This window comes from Streptosporangium roseum DSM 43021 (genome assembly GCF_000024865.1).
Classification (GTDB): domain Bacteria; phylum Actinomycetota; class Actinomycetes; order Streptosporangiales; family Streptosporangiaceae; genus Streptosporangium; species Streptosporangium roseum.
Map to the genome: position 1 here is coordinate 3,100,348 of NC_013595.1, position 18,125 is coordinate 3,118,472.

The 18,125-nt window shown below is 72.0% G+C and carries 15 protein-coding genes; 12 read left to right on the forward strand and 3 right to left on the reverse strand.

Going from position 1 to position 18,125, the window contains the following annotated elements; genetic code table 11:
* Positions 1 to 18: 18 nt before the first annotated feature.
* The 5 genes from efp to SROS_RS13840 all read left to right on the forward strand — a co-directional run bounded on the left by efp (position 19) and on the right by SROS_RS13840 (position 3,769).
* On the forward strand, positions 19 to 579 hold the full coding sequence (efp, locus tag SROS_RS13820; RefSeq protein WP_012889555.1) for an elongation factor P: 561 nt from the start codon (positions 19 to 21) through the stop codon (positions 577 to 579).
* Positions 579 to 989, forward strand: coding sequence for a transcription antitermination factor NusB (gene nusB / locus SROS_RS13825; RefSeq protein WP_012889556.1), 411 nt, complete (start codon positions 579 to 581; stop codon positions 987 to 989). Before efp ends, nusB begins: the two co-directional genes overlap by 1 nt.
* 199 nt (positions 990 to 1,188) lie before the next feature.
* Positions 1,189 to 1,947 (forward strand): methyltransferase domain-containing protein, encoded by a 759-nt coding sequence (locus SROS_RS13830; RefSeq protein ID WP_012889557.1) that lies wholly within the window; start codon positions 1,189 to 1,191, stop codon positions 1,945 to 1,947.
* 55 nt (positions 1,948 to 2,002) lie between these two features.
* Positions 2,003 to 3,223 carry a DNA polymerase IV gene (gene dinB / locus SROS_RS13835; protein ID WP_012889558.1) on the forward strand — a complete coding sequence of 407 codons (1,221 nt, stop codon included), beginning with the start codon at positions 2,003 to 2,005 and terminating at the stop codon, positions 3,221 to 3,223.
* 147 nt (positions 3,224 to 3,370) lie between these two features.
* On the forward strand, positions 3,371 to 3,769 hold the full coding sequence (locus tag SROS_RS13840; RefSeq protein ID WP_012889559.1) for a DUF3040 domain-containing protein: 399 nt from the start codon (positions 3,371 to 3,373) through the stop codon (positions 3,767 to 3,769).
* 263 nt (positions 3,770 to 4,032) lie between these two features.
* On the opposite strand, the gene SROS_RS13845 is transcribed toward SROS_RS13840, so the two are convergent.
* Genes SROS_RS13845 through SROS_RS13855 form a run of 3 tightly spaced genes read right to left on the reverse strand, consistent with a single transcriptional unit; the run spans position 4,033 to position 8,698 of the window.
* Complete coding sequence (locus SROS_RS13845; protein ID WP_012889560.1) at positions 4,033 to 6,471, reverse strand: transglutaminase TgpA family protein; 2,439 nt, start codon at positions 6,469 to 6,471, stop codon at positions 4,033 to 4,035.
* A complete protein-coding gene (locus tag SROS_RS13850) occupies positions 6,468 to 7,724 on the reverse strand; it encodes a DUF58 domain-containing protein (protein ID WP_012889561.1) in 1,257 nt (418 codons plus the stop codon). Before SROS_RS13850 ends, SROS_RS13845 begins: the two co-directional genes overlap by 4 nt.
* The gene (locus tag SROS_RS13855; RefSeq protein WP_012889562.1) at positions 7,721 to 8,698 is read right to left on the reverse strand and encodes an AAA family ATPase; all 978 of its coding nucleotides are present in this window, start codon (positions 8,696 to 8,698) and stop codon (positions 7,721 to 7,723) included. The genes SROS_RS13850 and SROS_RS13855 overlap by 4 nt, the downstream gene beginning before the upstream one ends.
* A gap of 495 nt (positions 8,699 to 9,193) precedes the next feature.
* Between SROS_RS13855 and mraZ the strand changes: the two genes are divergently transcribed.
* The 7 genes from mraZ to mraY all read left to right on the forward strand — a co-directional run bounded on the left by mraZ (position 9,194) and on the right by mraY (position 18,091).
* Positions 9,194 to 9,625, forward strand: coding sequence for a division/cell wall cluster transcriptional repressor MraZ (mraZ, locus tag SROS_RS13860; RefSeq protein WP_012889563.1), 432 nt, complete (start codon positions 9,194 to 9,196; stop codon positions 9,623 to 9,625).
* A 222-nt stretch (positions 9,626 to 9,847) separates the two neighbouring features.
* The gene (rsmH, locus tag SROS_RS13865) at positions 9,848 to 10,840 is read left to right on the forward strand and encodes a 16S rRNA (cytosine(1402)-N(4))-methyltransferase RsmH (protein ID WP_012889564.1); all 993 of its coding nucleotides are present in this window, start codon (positions 9,848 to 9,850) and stop codon (positions 10,838 to 10,840) included.
* Entirely contained in the window at positions 10,818 to 11,330 is a 513-nt protein-coding gene (gene ftsL, locus SROS_RS49520) for a cell division protein FtsL (protein ID WP_148269078.1), read from the forward strand. The genes rsmH and ftsL overlap by 23 nt, the downstream gene beginning before the upstream one ends.
* 959 nt (positions 11,331 to 12,289) lie before the next feature.
* Complete coding sequence (locus SROS_RS13875; protein WP_012889566.1) at positions 12,290 to 14,041, forward strand: peptidoglycan D,D-transpeptidase FtsI family protein; 1,752 nt, start codon at positions 12,290 to 12,292, stop codon at positions 14,039 to 14,041.
* A gap of 40 nt (positions 14,042 to 14,081) precedes the next feature.
* Complete coding sequence (locus tag SROS_RS13880) at positions 14,082 to 15,626, forward strand: UDP-N-acetylmuramoyl-L-alanyl-D-glutamate--2,6-diaminopimelate ligase (protein ID WP_012889567.1); 1,545 nt, start codon at positions 14,082 to 14,084, stop codon at positions 15,624 to 15,626.
* Between the two features lie 12 nt (positions 15,627 to 15,638).
* Positions 15,639 to 17,036, forward strand: coding sequence for a UDP-N-acetylmuramoyl-tripeptide--D-alanyl-D-alanine ligase (locus tag SROS_RS13885; protein WP_012889568.1), 1,398 nt, complete (start codon positions 15,639 to 15,641; stop codon positions 17,034 to 17,036).
* A complete protein-coding gene (gene mraY, locus SROS_RS13890; protein WP_012889569.1) occupies positions 17,033 to 18,091 on the forward strand; it encodes a phospho-N-acetylmuramoyl-pentapeptide-transferase in 1,059 nt (352 codons plus the stop codon). The genes SROS_RS13885 and mraY overlap by 4 nt, the downstream gene beginning before the upstream one ends.
* Positions 18,092 to 18,125 lie beyond the last annotated feature (34 nt).

An 18,125-nucleotide genomic window follows, 5' to 3' on the forward strand; every position in this document is an offset into this window, starting at 1 on the left:
CGTACGCAGGAGAAACTAGTGGCGACGACGAACGACCTCAAGAACGGCCTGGTGCTCAAGCTCGACGGCGGTGAGCTCTGGACGGTTGTGGAGTTCCAGCACGTCAAGCCCGGCAAGGGTGGTGCGTTCGTCCGCACCAAGCTGAAGAACGTCATGTCGGGCAAGGTCGTCGACAAGACCTTCAACGCCGGCGTCAAGGTCGAGGTGGCCAACGTCGACAAGCGCGAGATGCAGTTCTCCTACATGGACGGCGACGACTTCGTCTTCATGGACACCGAGACCTACGACATGCTCCACGTCTCCCGGACCGCGGTCGGCGACGCCGCCAACTACCTGCTGGAGAACATGCTGGCCACGGTAGCGATCAACGAGGGCAACGTGCTCTACATCGACCTGCCCGCGGCGGTCGAGCTGATCATCGCCGAGACCGAGCCCGGCCTCCAGGGCGACCGCTCCACCGGCGGCACCAAGCCCGCCAAGCTGGAGACCGGCGCCGAGATCAAGGTGCCGCTGTTCATCACGACCGGCGAGAAGGTCAAGGTCGACACCCGCACCGGCGATTACCTCGGCCGGGCCTGATGTCGGCACGGGGTAAGGCGCGCAGGCGCGCGCTGGACATCCTGTTCGAGGCGGAGGCGCGCAGCCAGGACCCGCTCAGCGTTCTCGCCGAGCGCCTGGAGCGGGCGGAGCCGCCCGTCAACGAGTACACCGCGACGATCGTCGAGGGCGTTTGCCGCCACCGGGCGCGCATCGACGAACTGATCACCACCTACGCCGAGGGGTGGACGCTCGACCGCATGCCCGCGGTCGACCGCAACCTGCTGCGCGGCGGCACCTACGAGCTGCTGTGGATGCCCGACGTCCCCGAGGGCGTCGTCATCAGCGAGTGGGTCAGCCTGGCCTCCGAACTGTCGACCGACGAGTCGCCGCAGTTCGTCAACGGCCTGATGGCCCGCTTCAAGCAGCTCAAGCCGTCCCTGACGCTGTAGCGCGTCTCGCGGGGGACCGGGTCTCCGGTCTCCCGCGGCCTGGGCCTGCCCGGCGTCGCGCCCCCTTTCCGTCTCCCTCCCCCCGCCCTCCCCGGCGCGTCCGTGCCCGGCCGCGTCCGGGTACGGATCACCCCCGGCCCGGCCCGGGGGCCGTCCGGCGTAGGCTGGGCTCGTCACCGAAGTAGGAGGCGATCCGAAGTTGCATGCCGTAGGCATCTCGAGGCAGTCAGGCACCCCGGCGGTCCGCACCGCCGTCGTCTGGGACGTCCTGCGGGCCGTGCTGGCCGACAGGGTCTCCGCGACCGGCCGGGCCCGCCTCGACATCGTCGACGCCGGGGGCGGCACGGGCGGCTTCGCCGTACCGCTGGCCGAGCTCGGGCATGCCGTCACGGTCGTCGACCCCAGCCCCGACTCGCTGGCCGCGCTCGAACGCCGTGCCGCGGAGGCGGGGGTGGGCGTGCGGGCGCTGCAGGGCGACGCCGCCGACCTGGGCGAGCTGCTCCCCACCGACGGCGCCGACCTGGTGCTCTGCCACAGCGTGCTGGAGTACGTGGAGGACCCGGTCAGCGCGCTGACGGCCATGGCCGGTCTGCTGCGCGAGGGCGGCGCGATCAGCGTTCTGGCCGCCAACCCGCTCGCCGCCGCGCTGCACCGCTCGGTCGCCGGCCGCTTCGACGAGGCCCGCCAGGTTCTGGAGGACCCCGAGGGCCGCTGGGGCGATCGCGACCCCACGCCGCGGCGCTTCACCCGGGAGGCCCTGTCGCAGCTCCTCGCCGCCACCGGCTTCGTCCCCGGCGAGGTCCACGGCGTGCGCGTCTTCGCCGACCTGGTGCCCAGCCGGCTGCTCGACGGCGAGCCGGGCGCCGCGCGTGCCCTGGTCGCCCTGGAGCAGGCGGCGGCCGCCCACCCGGTGCTCCGGGACATCGCCACCCAGTTGCACGTCCTCGGCCGCCGGTGAGGCTTGCGTCGAACATGCGTTCCCATAGGATGGCCTCGTGTCGAGGAAACAGCAGATGCCGCGCCCGGGGTCGGACCTGGGCGCCGACGACACCGGCTGCCCGATCCTGCACGTCGACATGGACGCCTTCTACGCCAGCGTCGAGCTGCGCGAGCGTCCGGAGCTCAGGGGCACGCCCGTCGTCATCGGCGCGCCCGGCGCGCGTGGCGTGGTGCTCAGCGCCACCTACGAGGCCAGGAGATTCGGGGTGCACTCGGCCATGCCCATGACGCGGGCCCGCCGCCTCTGCCCCCAGGCCGTGATCATCCCGCCGAGCCGCGGAAAGTACGCCGAGGTCTCCCGGGGAGTAATGGAGATCTTCCACACGTTCACCCCCGAGGTGGAGCCGATCGCCTCCGACGAGGCGTTCCTCGACGTCGGTGGGGCGCGCAAGCGCCTCGGACCGCCGGCCGCGATCGCCGCGATGATCCGCGAGCAGGTCGTGCGCAAGCACGGGATCACCTGCTCGGTCGGGGTGGCAAACAGTAAATTCGTGGCCAAACTCGCCTCGCAGCACTGCAAGCCTGACGGCCTCCTGGTCGTCCCGGCTGGCAGGGTGGTGGATTTCCTCCACCCGCTCCCGGTAGGGGCTCTGTGGGGCGTAGGGGAGCGTACGGAGCAGTCCCTGGTGCGGTTGGGCATCAGGACCGTCGGAGATCTCGCCGGGGTCCCGGTCGCCACCCTGCAGCGCCAGCTCGGCCAGGCCGCCGGCGCCCATCTGGCCGCGCTCGCCTGGGGCCGCGACGAGCGCCCGGTCACCCCGCACGCGCCCGACAAGAGCATCGGGGCCGAAGAGACATTCGCCACAGACATCGGCGATCCGGTGAAGATCCGCGTAGAGCTGCTCCGCCTCTCCGAGCGGGTCGCCGCCAGGCTCAGGGAGGGCGGCCACGTCGGCCGCACGGTCAGTGTCAAGCTCCGCCGTGCCGACTTCAGTACGATCTCCCGCTCCCGGACCCTCAGGGAGCCCACCGACGTCGCCCAGACCCTCTACGCGACCGCCTGCGACCTCTACGCCGCCGCGGGCCTGGACAGAGACCGGCTCCGCCTGGTCGGGGTGCGGGTGGAGAACCTCAGCCCGGCCGGGGAGGCGACCAGGCAGCTCGGCCTCGGAGAGCGCGAGACGGGCTGGCGGGAAGCCGAACAGGCGATGGACAGGGCGGCCCGGAGATTCGGCCGCGATGTGGTGCTCCCGGCGTCGCTTGTCCGTCCGCCGTTTGATGGAATGGCTCCATGACGTCGCCTCCGGTTTGGACTACGTTGGACGTTTTCTTTCGTCTACGTCTACAGCCTCGTATTCTGGGGATAACCGACCGCGAGGTTCGGACACCCCGTGTCGTCCGTCACCGTCTTCCCCGTCCTGGGGCTGTCCTTGGGAGGCGCCGTGCCGCTCTCTGATCACGAGCAGCGCTTGCTCGACCAGATCGAGCAGGCCCTCTACGCTGAGGACCCGAAGTGGGCCAATACCGTAAGGATCAGTGATCCACGCAGCCACTACAAGCGTCGCCTGGTGAAGGCCTCCATCGGCTTCATCCTGGGCATCGTCCTGTTGATGGTCGGCGTCGTGATCAACAACATCCCGCTCGGCGTCGGCGGTTTCGTGGTCATGCTCGCCGCGTGTTTGTGGGGTCTGTCAAGCTGGAAGCGGATGAACGGGTTCGGCGAGGCCAGCGCGGCCGCGCGGCCCGGGCAGCCAGGCAAGGCCGGGCGCCGTGGCGGCTCCCGGCAGAGCTTCATGGAACGGATGGAAGAGCGCTGGCGCCGTCGTCACGACGAGCACTAGGGCTCTGCCCGCGGACCCCGCCGCGGTGAGGCGCCCTCGGGGCGACCGCGGCGGGTGAAAGGTCCGGACGTACGGGTCCCCGCGGGCCGGGCGCCGGATCACCGGTCCTCGCATGCCCGCGCTCCAGAGGGCCGGGCTCCGTGGCCACGGCCACTCATCGCCCCGGACGCCGCCGGGCCGCTCTCTCCGACGGCTACGGGCCGCCCCCCTGAGGGGGGCGGCCCACGTGGACCGTCAGGCCCGTCTTCCTGCGCGTCCGGTGCTCAGGCGTCCCTCCGGGCAGGCCGGCGGAGCCTGAGGTTCTCCAGCCGGTCGAAGCCGTCCAGCATCCGCGTCCCCAGGCGTCGCGCCCGCAGGAGCGTCGAAGGCGGCAGCAGCGTCGCGCGGATCCGCCTGCCCCGCGTCACGGTGGCCGCCAGCGCCCGCCGTACCCGGCGGAGATCCCCGGGCAGCGAGCCGAGGTCTCCGGGGGTCCGGGCGAAGAGCATCCGCTCCACCGCCGTGGCGATCCTGGCCATCGAGGCCGAGGTCTCCGCGTCGAACTCGTACTGCTCGGTGAGCCGCCGGGCCAGCGCCCGGGGGCTCTCGCTCGGCTGCCGGGACATGCCGTAGTCGTACAGCGCGTCGTCGAGCTCCGCCCAGGCCGCGACCACCGCGGCCTCCCGCCGGTCTGTCCTGACCACCACGATCCCGGTGGGCTCCGCGGTGACCGCCTCCTCGTGCGGGGGCGGGTCCTCCGTCGCGCGGGAGTAGGAGCGCCGCCGGCGGGCGCGCAGCTCCCAGCGGAGCAGCCCGGGGATCAGCGCGATCAGCAGCACGACCACGGCCCCGAGGCCGACCTGCAGCGCGACCGGCACGCCCTCGTCCACCGCGACCGGCACCCCGCCGAAGTCGCGGTCGGGCATCAGGTCGCGGCGGTTGCCGGCCGACTGGTTGGGGAGGTCCGCGTCGGTGGAGTTCGAGGTCGGGGTCGCCGCCGGCTCGCCGCCGCCGGTCGTCACGATCTCCGGCCGGGTGTAGAGCGGCACCGTCGCGCTGCCCTGCCCCGCGCCGCCGGTCGGGGTGGGCTCGAAGCGGAGCCATCCCGTGCCCTCGAAGTAGAGCTCGGGCCAGGCGTGCGAGTCGTGCGTGCGCACCTGCCACTCGCCGGAGGCGTTGCTGCCGCCGGTGTAGCCGATGGCGACGCGGGCGGGGATGCCCAGGATCCGCGCCAGCACCGCCATCGAGGCGGCGAACTGCTCGCAGTACCCGGTCCGGGCGCGGAGCAGGAACTCCGTCAGCGCGGGCCCGTTGTGCCCCTGGGTGGCCAGGCTGTAGGTGAACCCGCCGTCCTTGGTGAAGAACTCCTGGAGCTGGATCGCCTGCTCGTAGCGGCTGGCGTCCCGCTCCGTCACCTGCCTGGCCAGATCCCTGATCTCCGGGGGCAGGTTCTCCGGCAGCTGCAGGTAGCGCTCGTTGATCTCGGGGGGAGCCGGCGGCGCCGCCTTGAGCGTCTCCGCCGTGGGCTGGGGCTCGTTGGTGACGACCTCGTAGGACAGCCCTCCGGCGGTGTCCAGAGTGGAGAACACCATGAGCGTGTCCCGGTCTGGCCGCCAGTCTCCCTCGATGCGGACCCGGCCGGCGGGGTAGGGCAGCGGCAGGAACTTCAGCGGCTCCCTGAACTGGTCGCTCACCTTGATCTTGAGGGTCGCCTGCGTGACGGGCATGCTCGGACTCTGGCCGGGGGCCGGCGGCATCGGTCCCTCGGAGATCCGGTCCTCGGGATGCCCCTGCGGCCCCTTCATCGTCCACTGCTCGCCGTCGAAGATGTCCAGCGCGTACAGCCGCAGGTAGCGCGGGAAGCTGTCGCTGCCGGTGTAGGTCAGGACGGTGGAGTTGTTCGGCAGCGAGAGCTGGCCCCGCAGGTTGACTATCGGGTTCGGGATGCTGATCGAGTTGCCGCCCCTGCCCTTGCCGTTGCCCACGCCGAAACCGAACAGCGGGTTCGGCTCCAGGGTGGGCAGCAGCGCGGGCAGCAGGATGGCCAGCGCGATCGCGGCGAATCCGATGCGCTTGCCCGACAGCCGCAGGGTCCCGGCGTCGGAGGCGGGCTTCGGGGCCACGAAGGACGGGGCCCGGCGCACCAGCACCGCCCTGCCCCAGTGGGTGATCCGCTCCCGCCCGTCGGCGGCCAGCAGCCCCAGGTAGCCCAGGGCGGCGATGATGAACATCGGCCACATGATCGGCTCGGAGGCCACCGCGGCCGGAACGGTGAACAGCGCCAGCAGCGGCAGCCCGGTGAGCGCGGCCCGGCGCAGCCGGGAGGCCAGCAGGTCGACGAGGATCGCGATCAGGCCGACGCCGCCACAGGTCAGCAGGGTGATGCCGGTCCCGGACGGGACGGGGGCGGCGAACCGCTGGATGTCGGCGAAGCCGGTGCCCAGCAGCTTCGCCAGCCCGATGACCGACTCCTTGGTGGGCAGGAGGCCGATCCACGCCTTGTCGCCGGTGAACACCGCCGTCAGGTAGATCCACACCGCGACGAGCTGGGCCGGCGGCACCAGCCAGTTCGGCAGGGTGTAGCGGCTGCCCAGCATGCCGATCCCGGTGACGACCAGGATGGCCCCCAGGCATGTCCAGAACCAGGCACCGCCCTGGAACAGGGGATAGAGCGCGATCGCGACCGCTCCCGTGGCCGCTCCCGACGCCAGGGGAAGTCTCATGAGCCGTCCCTACTGAATGCGAATCGCCCGCGTTGCGCGGCGTCCGGCCACACGCTCGCGATCGAGGCGCCCGCGGGCAGCCGCACGATGCGCCAGCCCGTCCCGGCGAGAATCGCCCGCGCGGCCTGGTAGTCCTCGTTCTCGCCGAGCTCGGGCCGCTCCCAGCCCGCCACGTCCAGCATCACGGCCACGCCGGTCACGTTGCCGTGCCTCAGCCGGGCCAGCGACTGCGCCTGCTCCACGTCGATGCCGCCGAGCACCGCCACGATCAGGCCGTCGCCGCCGCCCTGGCGCAGCGCGCCTATGCCGTACTCCAGCGAGCGCGACGAGCTTGTCCGCGCCACGGCGAGGGTGTCCAGCAGCGACCAGCTCAGCCCGGTGTCGGTGAGGTGCTCGGCGCCCTGGTCGGTGACCAGGCGCAGGCCGAGTCCCTCGCGGGCCAGGTGCACGCCGATGGAGGCCGCGGCCGAGACCGCCACCTCGAACGACGAGCGGGGCCCCTCACCCCGGTGCGCGTACCGGCGGGTGTCCAGCAGCAGCGCGCCCCGGCTCTGCCACTGCTGCTCCTCGCGCCGCACCATCAGCTCGCCGTACCTGGCGGTCGAGCGCCAGTGCACCCGCCGCAGGTCGTCGCCCTGCCTGTACTCGCGCGGGGCGATGTCGTCGTCGCCGGCGGCCGCGACGCTCCTGGTACGGCTGTCGCCCCCGCCCGTCCACTCGCCGGACAGGCGGACGTGCGGCAGCGCCACGACCTGCGGCGTCACCACGAGCGTGTCGCTGATGCTGAACGACCTGGTCAGCTCGACCAGGCCGAACGGGTCGCTGATCCGGACGGTGAGCGGGCCGATGCCGAAGCGGCCGCGCAGGTCGGACCGGACCCGGTAGTCGATCTCCCGGACGCCGTGTGACTCCACCCGGTCCAGGACGAACCTGGGCCGTGCCCCCAGCGCGTAGGGGACGGTGTCCTCGATCATCAGCAGGCCGGTCGGTAGCCGGGTGACGTTCTCCAGCCGCAGCGTCACGGTGGCCTCGCTGCCCACCTCGGCCCTGGGCGGGTCCAGGCGGCGCGCGCAGCTCAGCCGGTAGCGGGTGCGGGCCACCACCATCGCCGCCAGCAGCGGCAGGGAGACGATCAGCACCCCGATCCTGAGCAGGTCGTGCTCCCCGAGGATGAAGGCGCACAGCAGCGCCGCGGCGCCGGATGCGAGGAACGACCGGCCGCGGGCGGTGAGCGCCTTGAGGCCTGACGTCACTTGGCCTGTGCCTCGGGCACGGGAACCCGGCGGACCAGGTCGGCCATCACCTGTTCGGGCATGCGGCGCTGGCCCTGGGCCTCGACGCTGGGCAGCAGCCGATGGGCGAGGACGGGCAGGCACAGATCCTGCAGGTCGTCGGGGATGACGTAGTCGCGTCCGGCGAGCGCCGCGTGCGCCCGGGCCGCCCGGACCAGCTGCAGGGTCGAGCGCGGGGAGGCGCCGAGCCGCAGTTCGGGGGTCTGGCGGGTGGCGGTCACCAGGTCGATGGCGTACTTCTTGATCGACTGCGAGACGTAGACCGCGCGCACCGCCTCGATCAGCGCCTGGACCTCGGCGGTGGTCGCCACCGGTTCGAGCTTGTCCAGCGGGGAGGCGGCGCCGTGCACGTCGAGCATCTCCAGCTCGGCCGTGGGCTCGGGGTAGCCCATCGCGATCCGGGCGGTGAAACGGTCGCGCTGGGCCTCGGGGAGGGGATAGGTGCCCTCCATCTCGATGGGGTTCTGGGTGGCGATCACCATGAACGGGGAGTCCAGCCGGTAGGTCGTGCCGTCGACGGTCACCTGGTGCTCCTCCATGCACTCCAGCAGCGCCGACTGGGTCTTGGGCGAGGCCCGGTTGATCTCGTCGCCCACCACGATGTTGGCGAACACCGGGCCGGGTTTGAACTCGAACTCCCTGGTCTGCTGGTTGTAGGCGCTCACCCCGGTGATGTCGCTGGGCAGCAGGTCGGGGGTGAACTGGATCCGGCGGACGGGGCAGTCGATGGATCGTGCCAGCGCCTTGGCGAGCATGGTCTTGCCGACTCCGGGCACATCCTCGATGAGGAGATGGCCCTCGGCGAGCAGAACGGTCAAGGTCAGGCGGATGACGTCGCCCTTGCCTTCGATCACCGACTCGATCGCCTGGCGGATCCGGTGCGCCGTGACGACCAGATCATCGAGCCGAGGTGAGACGTCATGGGTTACTGCCACCAGGCCTCCATGAAGGTGCGGCGGTTTCGCGCCGGGGGGTTCGTGTTTTCGGGACCTTTGCGGCCCCTTTTTCCATTGTGAGTACCGACACTACGGCGCCGTGGGTTCCTGGGCGACTTCTATGTGGGCATTAAGGCTGATTCCGGGTGAACAGCCATAGTGTGCGCGCTGATCATGGCGTTCAGGTGCGGTAGGTGTGCCGATCTCGTGACAAGTCAGCGGAGTGCTCCACTTTCCTCCCGCCGTCGCCGCCGATCCGTCGATTCCGGAATCGCCCGGCCATCGGCCCCGTTGTCGACACGCCCGCGACCCGTACGGGACGCTCCACCCCCTCCACTCCGCTCCACCCTCGTTGACCTGGGAAAACGTCGCCGGAACGGGCCGTGAAGACGTGCGGAATCAGTTGACGGTGGAGAGAAGTGGAGTATGGTGGTGCGCAGTGGAGAGCAGGGGCTACAGCGCCACGCGCTCCGCTAGGCACGGGAGGTGGGGCCGATGTTCCTCGGCACTCATCACCCGCGTCTCGATGACAAGGGACGGCTGTTCCTGCCGGCGAAGTACCGTGAGGAGCTGGCGGAGGGTCTGGTGATCACCAAAGGCCAGGAGCGCTGCCTCTACGTTTTTCCCGTAGAGGAGTTCCAGCGCATTACCGAGGCTCTGCGCACCGCGCCGGTGACCGCCAAGGCGGTCCGCGACTACAGCCGTGTCTTCTTCGCCAGCGCATCTGACGAGGTCGCCGACAAACAAGGCCGGGTCACCATCCCGCAGGCTCTGCGCGAATACGCCAGCCTGCGCCGTGACTGCACGGTCATCGGGGCCAACACACGGCTGGAGATCTGGGACGCTCACGCCTGGGACACCTATCTGGCCGACCAAGAGCAGGCTTTTGCCGATCTGTCGGAGGAGGTGCTGCCAGGGATTCTGTGACTCCACGGTCGACTCATCGGTGAAAACGTCGTTCGGCGAGGTCTCCACCCGCAACCACGATGCACGTCAGCTGATGCACCTTCCCCGGTGTCAGGTGACAGGCGGACATACGGATGCGGATGGGGACCTGGCCGGACGGCCCGGGGGTGGGGGCCAGTAAAGACACCGATGAACGTCCGCCGCGCATCCGTGAGCGCGGCGGCGAGAGGGGGGTTGCGCTTCATGCGCGCCGAAAACGATATGCATGATCTGCATGCTCCGGGCGGCCATGTGCCCGTGATGCTCGAACGTGTGCTCGAGCTCCTGGCCCCGGCGCTCGCGGGCCCCGCCCCCGTCGTCGTCGACGCCAACCTCGGCCTCGGCGGCCATGCCGAGGCGCTGCTGGCCGCCCACCCCTCGCTGCACCTGATCGGGATCGACCGCGATCCCACCGCGATCGAGCGCTCCACGGCCCGGCTGGCGCCGTACGCGGAGCGGACCACGCTGGTCCGCGCGGTCTCCGACGAGCTGACCGAGGTGCTGGCGGAGGCCGGCCGTCCCCGTGTCGACGCCGTCCTGTTCGACCTGGGTGTCTCCTCGCCCCAGCTCGACGAGGCCGAGCGCGGTTTCGCCTACTCCTACGACGCGCCTCTGGACATGCGGATGGACCGTGACCAGGAGCTCACCGCCGAGATCGTCGTCAACACCTACTCGGCCGCCGAACTCATCCGGATTCTCCGGGATTACGGCGAAGAGCGATTCGCCCCGCGTGTCGCGCGCCTAATCATCAAGGAACGGGGCAACGAGGCCATAACGTCTACCAAGCGGCTGGCGGAGATTGTCCGCACGGCAATCCCGGCTGCTACCCGACGGACCGGGGGAAACCCCGCAAAAAGGACTTTTCAGGCGCTGCGGATCGAGGTGAACGCGGAGTTGACAGCACTGGAACGCGCGCTCCCCGCCGCGCTGGACGCACTGACGCTCGGCGGGCGCGTGGTCGTGCTCGCCTACCACTCCCTTGAGGACCGGCTGACCAAGCAGGTCCTCGCGGCGCGAACCAGGGAGACCGGCCCACCGGGGCTGCCCGTCCCGCTGCCGGCTCACCAGCCGCGGTTCGCCCTCCTGACCAGGGGAGCCGAGCTTCCGAGCGAAGAGGAGGTGGCCCGCAACCCGCGGGCGGCCTCAGCCCGATGCCGGGCTGCAGAGAGGATCCGTGAGGCAGTTGACAAGGAGTGAGTCGGTCGTCCGCACCGCGCCGAGCCGCGGCGGACGTCCTGCGCGCGCGCCCCGCGCGACGCCGCAGGTACGCAGGACCAGGCCGGTCAGGACCGCGCCCGTCGCCGATCCCGCCGCGGCGCCCGCGGCACCCGCGGCCCGGCCGGGACGCGCGCCGCGCGCTCCCTTCATGCTGCTCGTGGTCGGCCTGCTCTGCGGTGGCCTGATCAGCCTGCTGCTGCTGAACATCGTCCTCGCCCAGGACTCCTACAAGGTCAACGAGCTCCGTAGCGCCAACGACCAGCTCCGCCAGAAGAAGGAGGAGCTGAAGAACGCCAACATGCGCCTGGAGATGCCCGGCGCGCTCTCCGACAGCTCCGCCAAGCAGGGGCAGGGACCCGACTGGGACGAGGCCAACGTCATCACCCCCGACCGCTCCGCCAACAGCCGGGCCGCGAGCGACGGCCAGACGCCCGCCGGGCAGGAGCGAGTGCCGGGCACGGGCCGGTGAAGGAGACGGGCGGCCGGGGCCCCGGCCCCGGCCGTGGTGGTTCCGGCGGCGGACCCGCCGGAGGCTCCGGCCGCCGGGCCCCGGGAGGGCCCGGCCGTACCGGCAGGCCGGGCGGTCCGGATGTGACGGGCAGGCCGGGCTCCTCCGGCAGGCCCTCCCGGCCGGAGGGCTCGGGCGGGTCCGAACGGGCCGACGGCCCCGGTAAGCCCGCCTCTCCCGGCAGGCCGGGCGGTTCCGAAGGGCAGGGCAGATCCGGCGCTCCGGGCACGGGCAAGGCGCGTCCCGATGGCGCCGGCGGTCCGCAGGGCGCGGGCAGAGCACGCCCGGACAGTGCCGGCGGTCCGCAGGGCGGCGGCAGGGCGCGCTCGGACGGGTCCGGCAGGCCGGGCGGTCCACCGGGTGCGGGCAAGGCGCGCTCGGACGGGTCCGGCAGGCCAGGTGGTCCGCAGGGCGCGGGCAAGGCGCGTTCCGACGGGCCGGCCAGGCCGGGGGCGGGCAGGCCCGGCACCCCGGGCGCGGGCAGGGCACGCCCGGACGGCGCCGGCGGTCCGCAGGGCGGCGGCAGGGCACGCCCGGACGGCGCCGGCGGTCCGCAGGGCGGCGGCAGGGCGCGCCCGGACAGTGCCGGTGGTCCGCAGGGTGGCGGCAGGGCGCGCTCGGACGGGTCCGGCAGGCCGGGCGGTCCGCAGGGCGCGGGCAAGGCGCGCCCCGACGGGTCCGGCAGGCCCAGCGGGCCCCCCGGAGCGGGCAGGCCCGGCAGGTCCGCGCGCCCCGAGGGAGCCGGCAGGTCGGGCAGGCCGCCGGGACAGGAGACGCCGCGCAGGCCGCGCAGTTCCCCGCGTCCGGAGGCGCCGCAGGCCTCTCCGGGACGGATCCGCCCCGGCGCGGGGCGCGGGGAGGGGCAGACGGCCGATCCCGGCCGCACGCCGGGCCGGGGCGGCAGGCCGCCCCGCCCGCCGATGCGCCCGCCCGCCGTACTGCGCCTGGGTAACCCCGGCAGGCGGATCAACGTCGGCCTCATCGCGATGACCTTCGTGCTGTCCGTCTTCGCCGGGCGGCTGGTGCAGCTCCAGGGCCTCGACTCCAAGGTGTACGCGGCGGAGGCGGCCGAGCAGCGGGTGCGGGGCGAGAAGCTGACCGCGCGGCGCGGTTCGATCACCGACGTCAACGGGCACGAGCTCGCGCTGACCCTGGAGGCGCGCGAGATCTTCGTCGACCCGTCGGAGGTCGCGCCGGCCGACCGCGACCGGGTGGCCACGGTCTTGGCCGCGGAGCTGAACCAGCCCAAGGAGCAGATCGCGGCCAAGCTCGGCAACACCACCAGCCGCTACCAGCAGGTGGCCGCCGCCGTCGAGCCGTCCGTCGCCCAGCGGATCATGACGCAGAAGCCCAAGCTCAAGGGTGTCGGCAGCAAGCACCGCTACCGGCGCGACTACCCCGGCGGTGACCTGGCGGGCACCCTGCTGGGGTTCGTCGGCGACGACGGCACGGGCCTGAGCGGGCTGGAGAACACCTACAACGGGCTGCTCGCCGGTCGCGACGGCGAGCAGTTCATCGAGACGGGGCGTGAGGGGCAGCGCATCCCGATGACCCGCAGCACGCTGAAGACGCCCGTGGAGGGCAGGGACGTGCGGCTGACCATCGAACGCGACATCCAGTGGGCGGCGCAGAAGGCGATCACCGACCAGGTCAAGGCCACCGGCGCCCGCACCGGCAGCGCCATCGTGATCGACGTGCCGACCGGGCAGGTGGTCGCCATGGCCAACGCGCCCGAGCTCGACCTGAAGAACTGGGAGAAGACCGCCCCCGAAGACTGGGTCAACCGGTCGGTGACGGACGTGTTCGAGCCGGGCAGCACCAACAAGGTCATCACCGCGGCGGCCGCCCTGGAGTCGGGAGCCGTGCGGCCGGAGACCGTGTTCAAGGTCCCCGACAACATCAGATGCGCCGACCGGGTGCTGCGCGACTCCCATCCGCACCCCGTGGAGCGCCTGACCTTCTCCGGCGTGGTCGCGACCTCCAGCAACGTCGGCACGATCCTCGCCTCGCAGCGGGTCGGCGACGAGAAGCTGCACGCGATGCTGGAGCGCTTCGGGTTCGGCGCCAAGCCCGGCACCGGCCTGCTCGGCGAGGAGGCCGGGCTCCTTCCGGAGTGGAAGAAGTGGTCGGGCAGCCAGCGCTGCACGATCGCCTACGGGCAGGGCGTGTCGGTGACCGCCCTGCAGACGGCGAGCGTCTACCAGACCATCGCCAACGGCGGGGTGCGCGTCACCCCGCAGATCGTGGCCGGCACCACCGCCGAGAACCGGGCCTTCGTGCCGTCCCCGCCGGGCAAGCAGACCCGGGTGATCAGCGAGCGCACGGCCAGGGAGGTGTCCGGGATGCTGGAGGCGGCCGTGAGCGACGAGGGCACCGGCAACCTCGCCGCCATCGACGGTTACCGGGTGGCGGGCAAGACCGGCACCGCGATGCGCTATGACCCCAAGTGCCAGGGTTACTGCGGCTACACCTCGACATTTGTTGGTTTCGCCCCGGCGGACAAGCCCCGCCTGGTCGTCCTGGCGGTCATTCAAGACCCGCACAAGGGCTACTACGGCGGGGAGATCGCCGCCCCGGTCTTCAAGAAAGTGATGACGTTCGCGTTGAAGAGCAAGAAGATCCCACCCACCGGCACGACGGCCGCCTCGGTGCGGATACGCGCCGGGGAGTGATGAGGGAAGGTACGCTCTCGCCGTGCGTCCCCCGTTGTCCATGCGACCGTCAACCAGTCCACCCCGTCCGCTCTCGGGGCTGGCGAGCCTGCTCGGCGCGCCCTCAGGCACGTCACGAGCGCCGCTGGCCGCGGTGTCCGGGATCACCATCGATTCGCGCCAGGTCCAGCGCGGAGATCTCTACGTCGCGCTGCCGGGGGCCACGTCCCACGGCGCCGGCTTCTCCGCGCAGGCACTCGCCGCCGGAGCCAGCGCCATCCTGACCGACGAGGAGGGCAGGGCTGCCGCGGTCGCGACCGGCCTGCCGGTCCTCGTCGTGCCGGACCCGCGCCGCGTGCTCGGCCAGGTCTCCGCCTGGGTGTACGGCAGGCCCGCGGCGGACGTGATGGTCATCGGCGTCACCGGCACCAGCGGCAAGTCCACCACCACCTTCCTGCTGGAGGCCGGGCTGCGAGCCGCCGGGCACAAGGCCGGGCTGATCGGCGGCGTGGAGATCCACGCCGGCGAGCTGCGCTTCACCCCCAAACTGACCACGCCGGAGGCCAGCGACCTGCAGGGCCTGTTCGCCCTCATGCGCGAGCACGGCGTCACGGCCGCCGCGATGGAGGTCTCCAGCCACGCGCTGGCACTGGGCCGCGTCGACGCGGTGTTCTACGACGTCGCGCTGTTCACCAACCTCTCCCAGGACCACCTGGACTTCCACAAGGACCTCGACGACTACTTCGCGACGAAGGCCCGGCTGTTCACCCCCGAGATGAGCCGCGCCGGCGTGGTCAACATCGACGACGCCCACGGGCGCGAGCTCCTCGGGCTGAGCAAGATCCCGATGACCACCTTCTCCGCCGAGGGCGCCCTCGAAGCCGACTGGCGGGCCGCAGACGTGCGTCTGGGCGCCGACGGCAGCTCCTTCCGCGTGGTCGGCCCCGGCGGTGTCGAGGAGGACGCGACGGTGGCCCTGCCCGGCCCGTTCAACGTCGCCAACGCGCTGGGCGCGATCGTCTCCCTCGTGGAGGCCGGGGTGCCGCTGCGTGCCGCGGTGGCGGGTGTCGGCACGCTGGCCGGGGTGCCCGGCCGGATGGAGCGGGTGCCCGGCGGCGAGGACTTCCAGGCCATCGTCGACTACTCGCACAAGCCCGGCGCGGTGGAGTCGGTGCTGCGCTCGCTGCGCGAGGTCACCACCGGGAGGCTGACCGTGGTGCTGGGCTGCGGCGGCGACCGTGACCGGGGCAAACGCCCGATGATGGGGGAGGCCGCCGCCAGGCTGGCGGATGTGGCCATTCTCACCAGTGACAACCCTCGCTCGGAGGATCCGCTGCGGATTCTCGCCGAGATGATGAATGGAGCCCTCGGCGTGTCTCATGATGAGCGCGCACATGTGATCATTGAGCCGGACCGGGCCGCGGCCATCGACCTGGCGATCAGCCGGGCGGGCTTCGGCGACGTCGTCGTCGTGGCCGGCAAGGGCCACGAGCAGGGCCAGTATGTCGGGGACGAGGTCCTCCCGTTCGACGACAGGCAAGTGGTGGCCGACGCGATCGTCAGAAGGCGGAACCGGACCGGGCGCCGAAGCACGTATGGAGAGTAGGTAAGACGCATCATGATCCCGTTGCCGCTGGCCAGGATCGCCGAGATCACCTCGGGTGCCCTCGCGGGCATGGCCGATCCCCGCGCGGTCGTGCGCGGTCCGGTCGTCATCGACTCCCGTGCCGTCGAGCCGGGGTCGCTGTTCGTCGCGATCAGGGGAGACCGGGTCGACGGGCACGACTTCGCCGCCCAGGCCGTCGAGGCCGGGGCCGTCGCCGTGCTGGCGTCCAGGCCCGTGGACGCTCCCGCGGTCGTCGTCGGCGACACCGTGACCGCCCTGGCCGACCTGGCCACCGCGGTCTGCGCCGATCTGCCGTCGACCACGGTCATCGGAGTGACCGGATCGGCGGGCAAGACCAGCACCAAGGACCTGCTGGCCCGCCTCACCGCCAGGATCGGTCCGACGATCGCCCCGGTCGAGTCGTTCAACAACGAGATCGGCCACCCGCTCACGGTGCTGAAGGCCGGCGAGGACACCCGCTACCTGGTCCTGGAGCTCAGCGCCAGGGACGCCGGCCACATCAGCCACCTGGCCCGCATCGCCCCGCCCAGGATCGGGGTGGTCCTCAACGTCGGCACCGCCCACCTGGGCGTCTTCGGCGGCAAGGACGCGATAGCCAAGGCCAAGGGCGAGCTGGTCGAGGCGCTGCCCGCCGACGGCGTGGCCGTGCTGAACGCCGACGACCCGCTGGTGGCCGCGATGGCCCGGCGCACCGACGCCAGGGTCGCCTGGTACGGCCGCGCCGAGAGCGCCGCGGTGCGGGCGGAGGGGGTGACCCTCGACGACCGGGGCCGCGCCGCCTTCACGCTGCGCACCCCGTCCGGGGCCGCCCCGGTCGTGCTCCGCCTGTACGGCGAGCACGCCGTGGAGAACGCGCTCGCCGCCGCGGCGGCCGCCTACGAGCTCGGCCTGCCGGTCGCCACCATCGCCGAGGAGCTGTCGGAGGCCGAGCCCCGCAGCCGCTGGCGGATGGAGGTCACCGACAGGGCGGACGGCGTCACCGTGATCAACGACGCCTACAACGCCAACCCCGACTCCATGCGCGCCGCCTTCGGCGCCCTCGACGCGCTCGCGGGCGGCCGCCGCCGCTTCGCGGTCATCGCCGCCCTGCGCGAGCTGGGCGAGGAGAGCGCGGCCCTGAACGAGGGCGTGGGCCGAATGGCGGCGGGGGCGGGCCTGGAGGGCCTGTTCGTCGTCGGGCCCGACGCCGGCCCGGTCCTGGCCGGTGCCGGAGCCGCCGTGGACGGCGTCCCGTCCGCCACCCGGGTCACGCACGTCGCCGACGCGCAGGAGGCGGCCGCCGCGCTGTCGGCGCTCCTGGTCCCCGGCGACGTGGTGCTGGTCAAGGGGCCGCGCGCGGCCGGCCTGGAGCGCGTGGCGGCGGCACTGGTGGGAGGTGATCGCCGATGATGGAGATCCTCATCGCGGCGGCGGTCGGCCTGCTGCTGTCGTCGTTCGGCACCCCCCTGGCGATCCGCCTGTTCTCGCAGCGCGGCTACGGCCAGAGCATCCGGGAGGAGGGCCCCTCCGGCCACCACGACAAGCGCGGCACCCCCACCATGGGCGGCACCGTGATCGTGATCGCGGCGCTGCTCGGATTCGCCTGCGCCCACCTGTACAGCCAGTCCCTGCCCACCGTCTCCGCGGTCCTGGTGCTGTTCCTGATGACGGGCCTCGGCGCGGTCGGCTTCCTCGACGACTTCATCAAGATCTACAAGCAGCGCAGCCTCGGCCTGCGCAGCGGCGCCAAGGCCCTGGGCCAGCTCGTCGTCGGCGCGGTCTTCGCGGTCCTGGTCACCCGTTTCCCGAACGCCTACCTGATCACCCCGGCCGAGACCCGGCTGTCGTTCCTGCGGGACTTCGGCCCGTCGGTCGGCATCATCGGGTTCACGATCTGGGTGCTCATCATGATCGTGGGCTTCTCCAACGCGGTGAACCTCACCGACGGGCTCGACGGCCTCGCCAGCGGCGCCACCGGCGTGGTGCTGGCCTCCTACGTCCTGATCGGCAACTGGCAGCTCCGCAACAACTGCACCACCCAGCTCGGCCCCAACTGCTACTGGGTCCGCGACCCGCTGGACCTGGCCGTGGTCGCCGCCGCCGTGCTCGGCGCGCTGGTCGGCTTCCTGTGGTGGAACGCCCCTCCCGCCAAGATCTTCATGGGTGACACCGGCTCCCTGGCCCTGGGCGGCGTGCTCGCCGGTCTGGCCATCACCACCCGCACCCAGCTCCTGCTGATCATCCTGGCGGGGATGTGCGTGCTCATCACCATGTCGGTGATCATCCAGGTCGGCTTCTTCAAGATGACCGGCAAACGCGTCTTCAGAATGGCCCCGCTCCAGCACCACTTCGAGCTGTCCGGCTGGGCGGAGACGACGATCGTGGTCCGCTTCTGGCTCATCGCCGGCCTCTGCGCCGCCGCCGGTCTCGGACTGTTCTACGTCGAATGGATGCCCAAGTCGTGAGCGCGGTGTCTGCGGCCGTGCGGCCGGCGGAGGT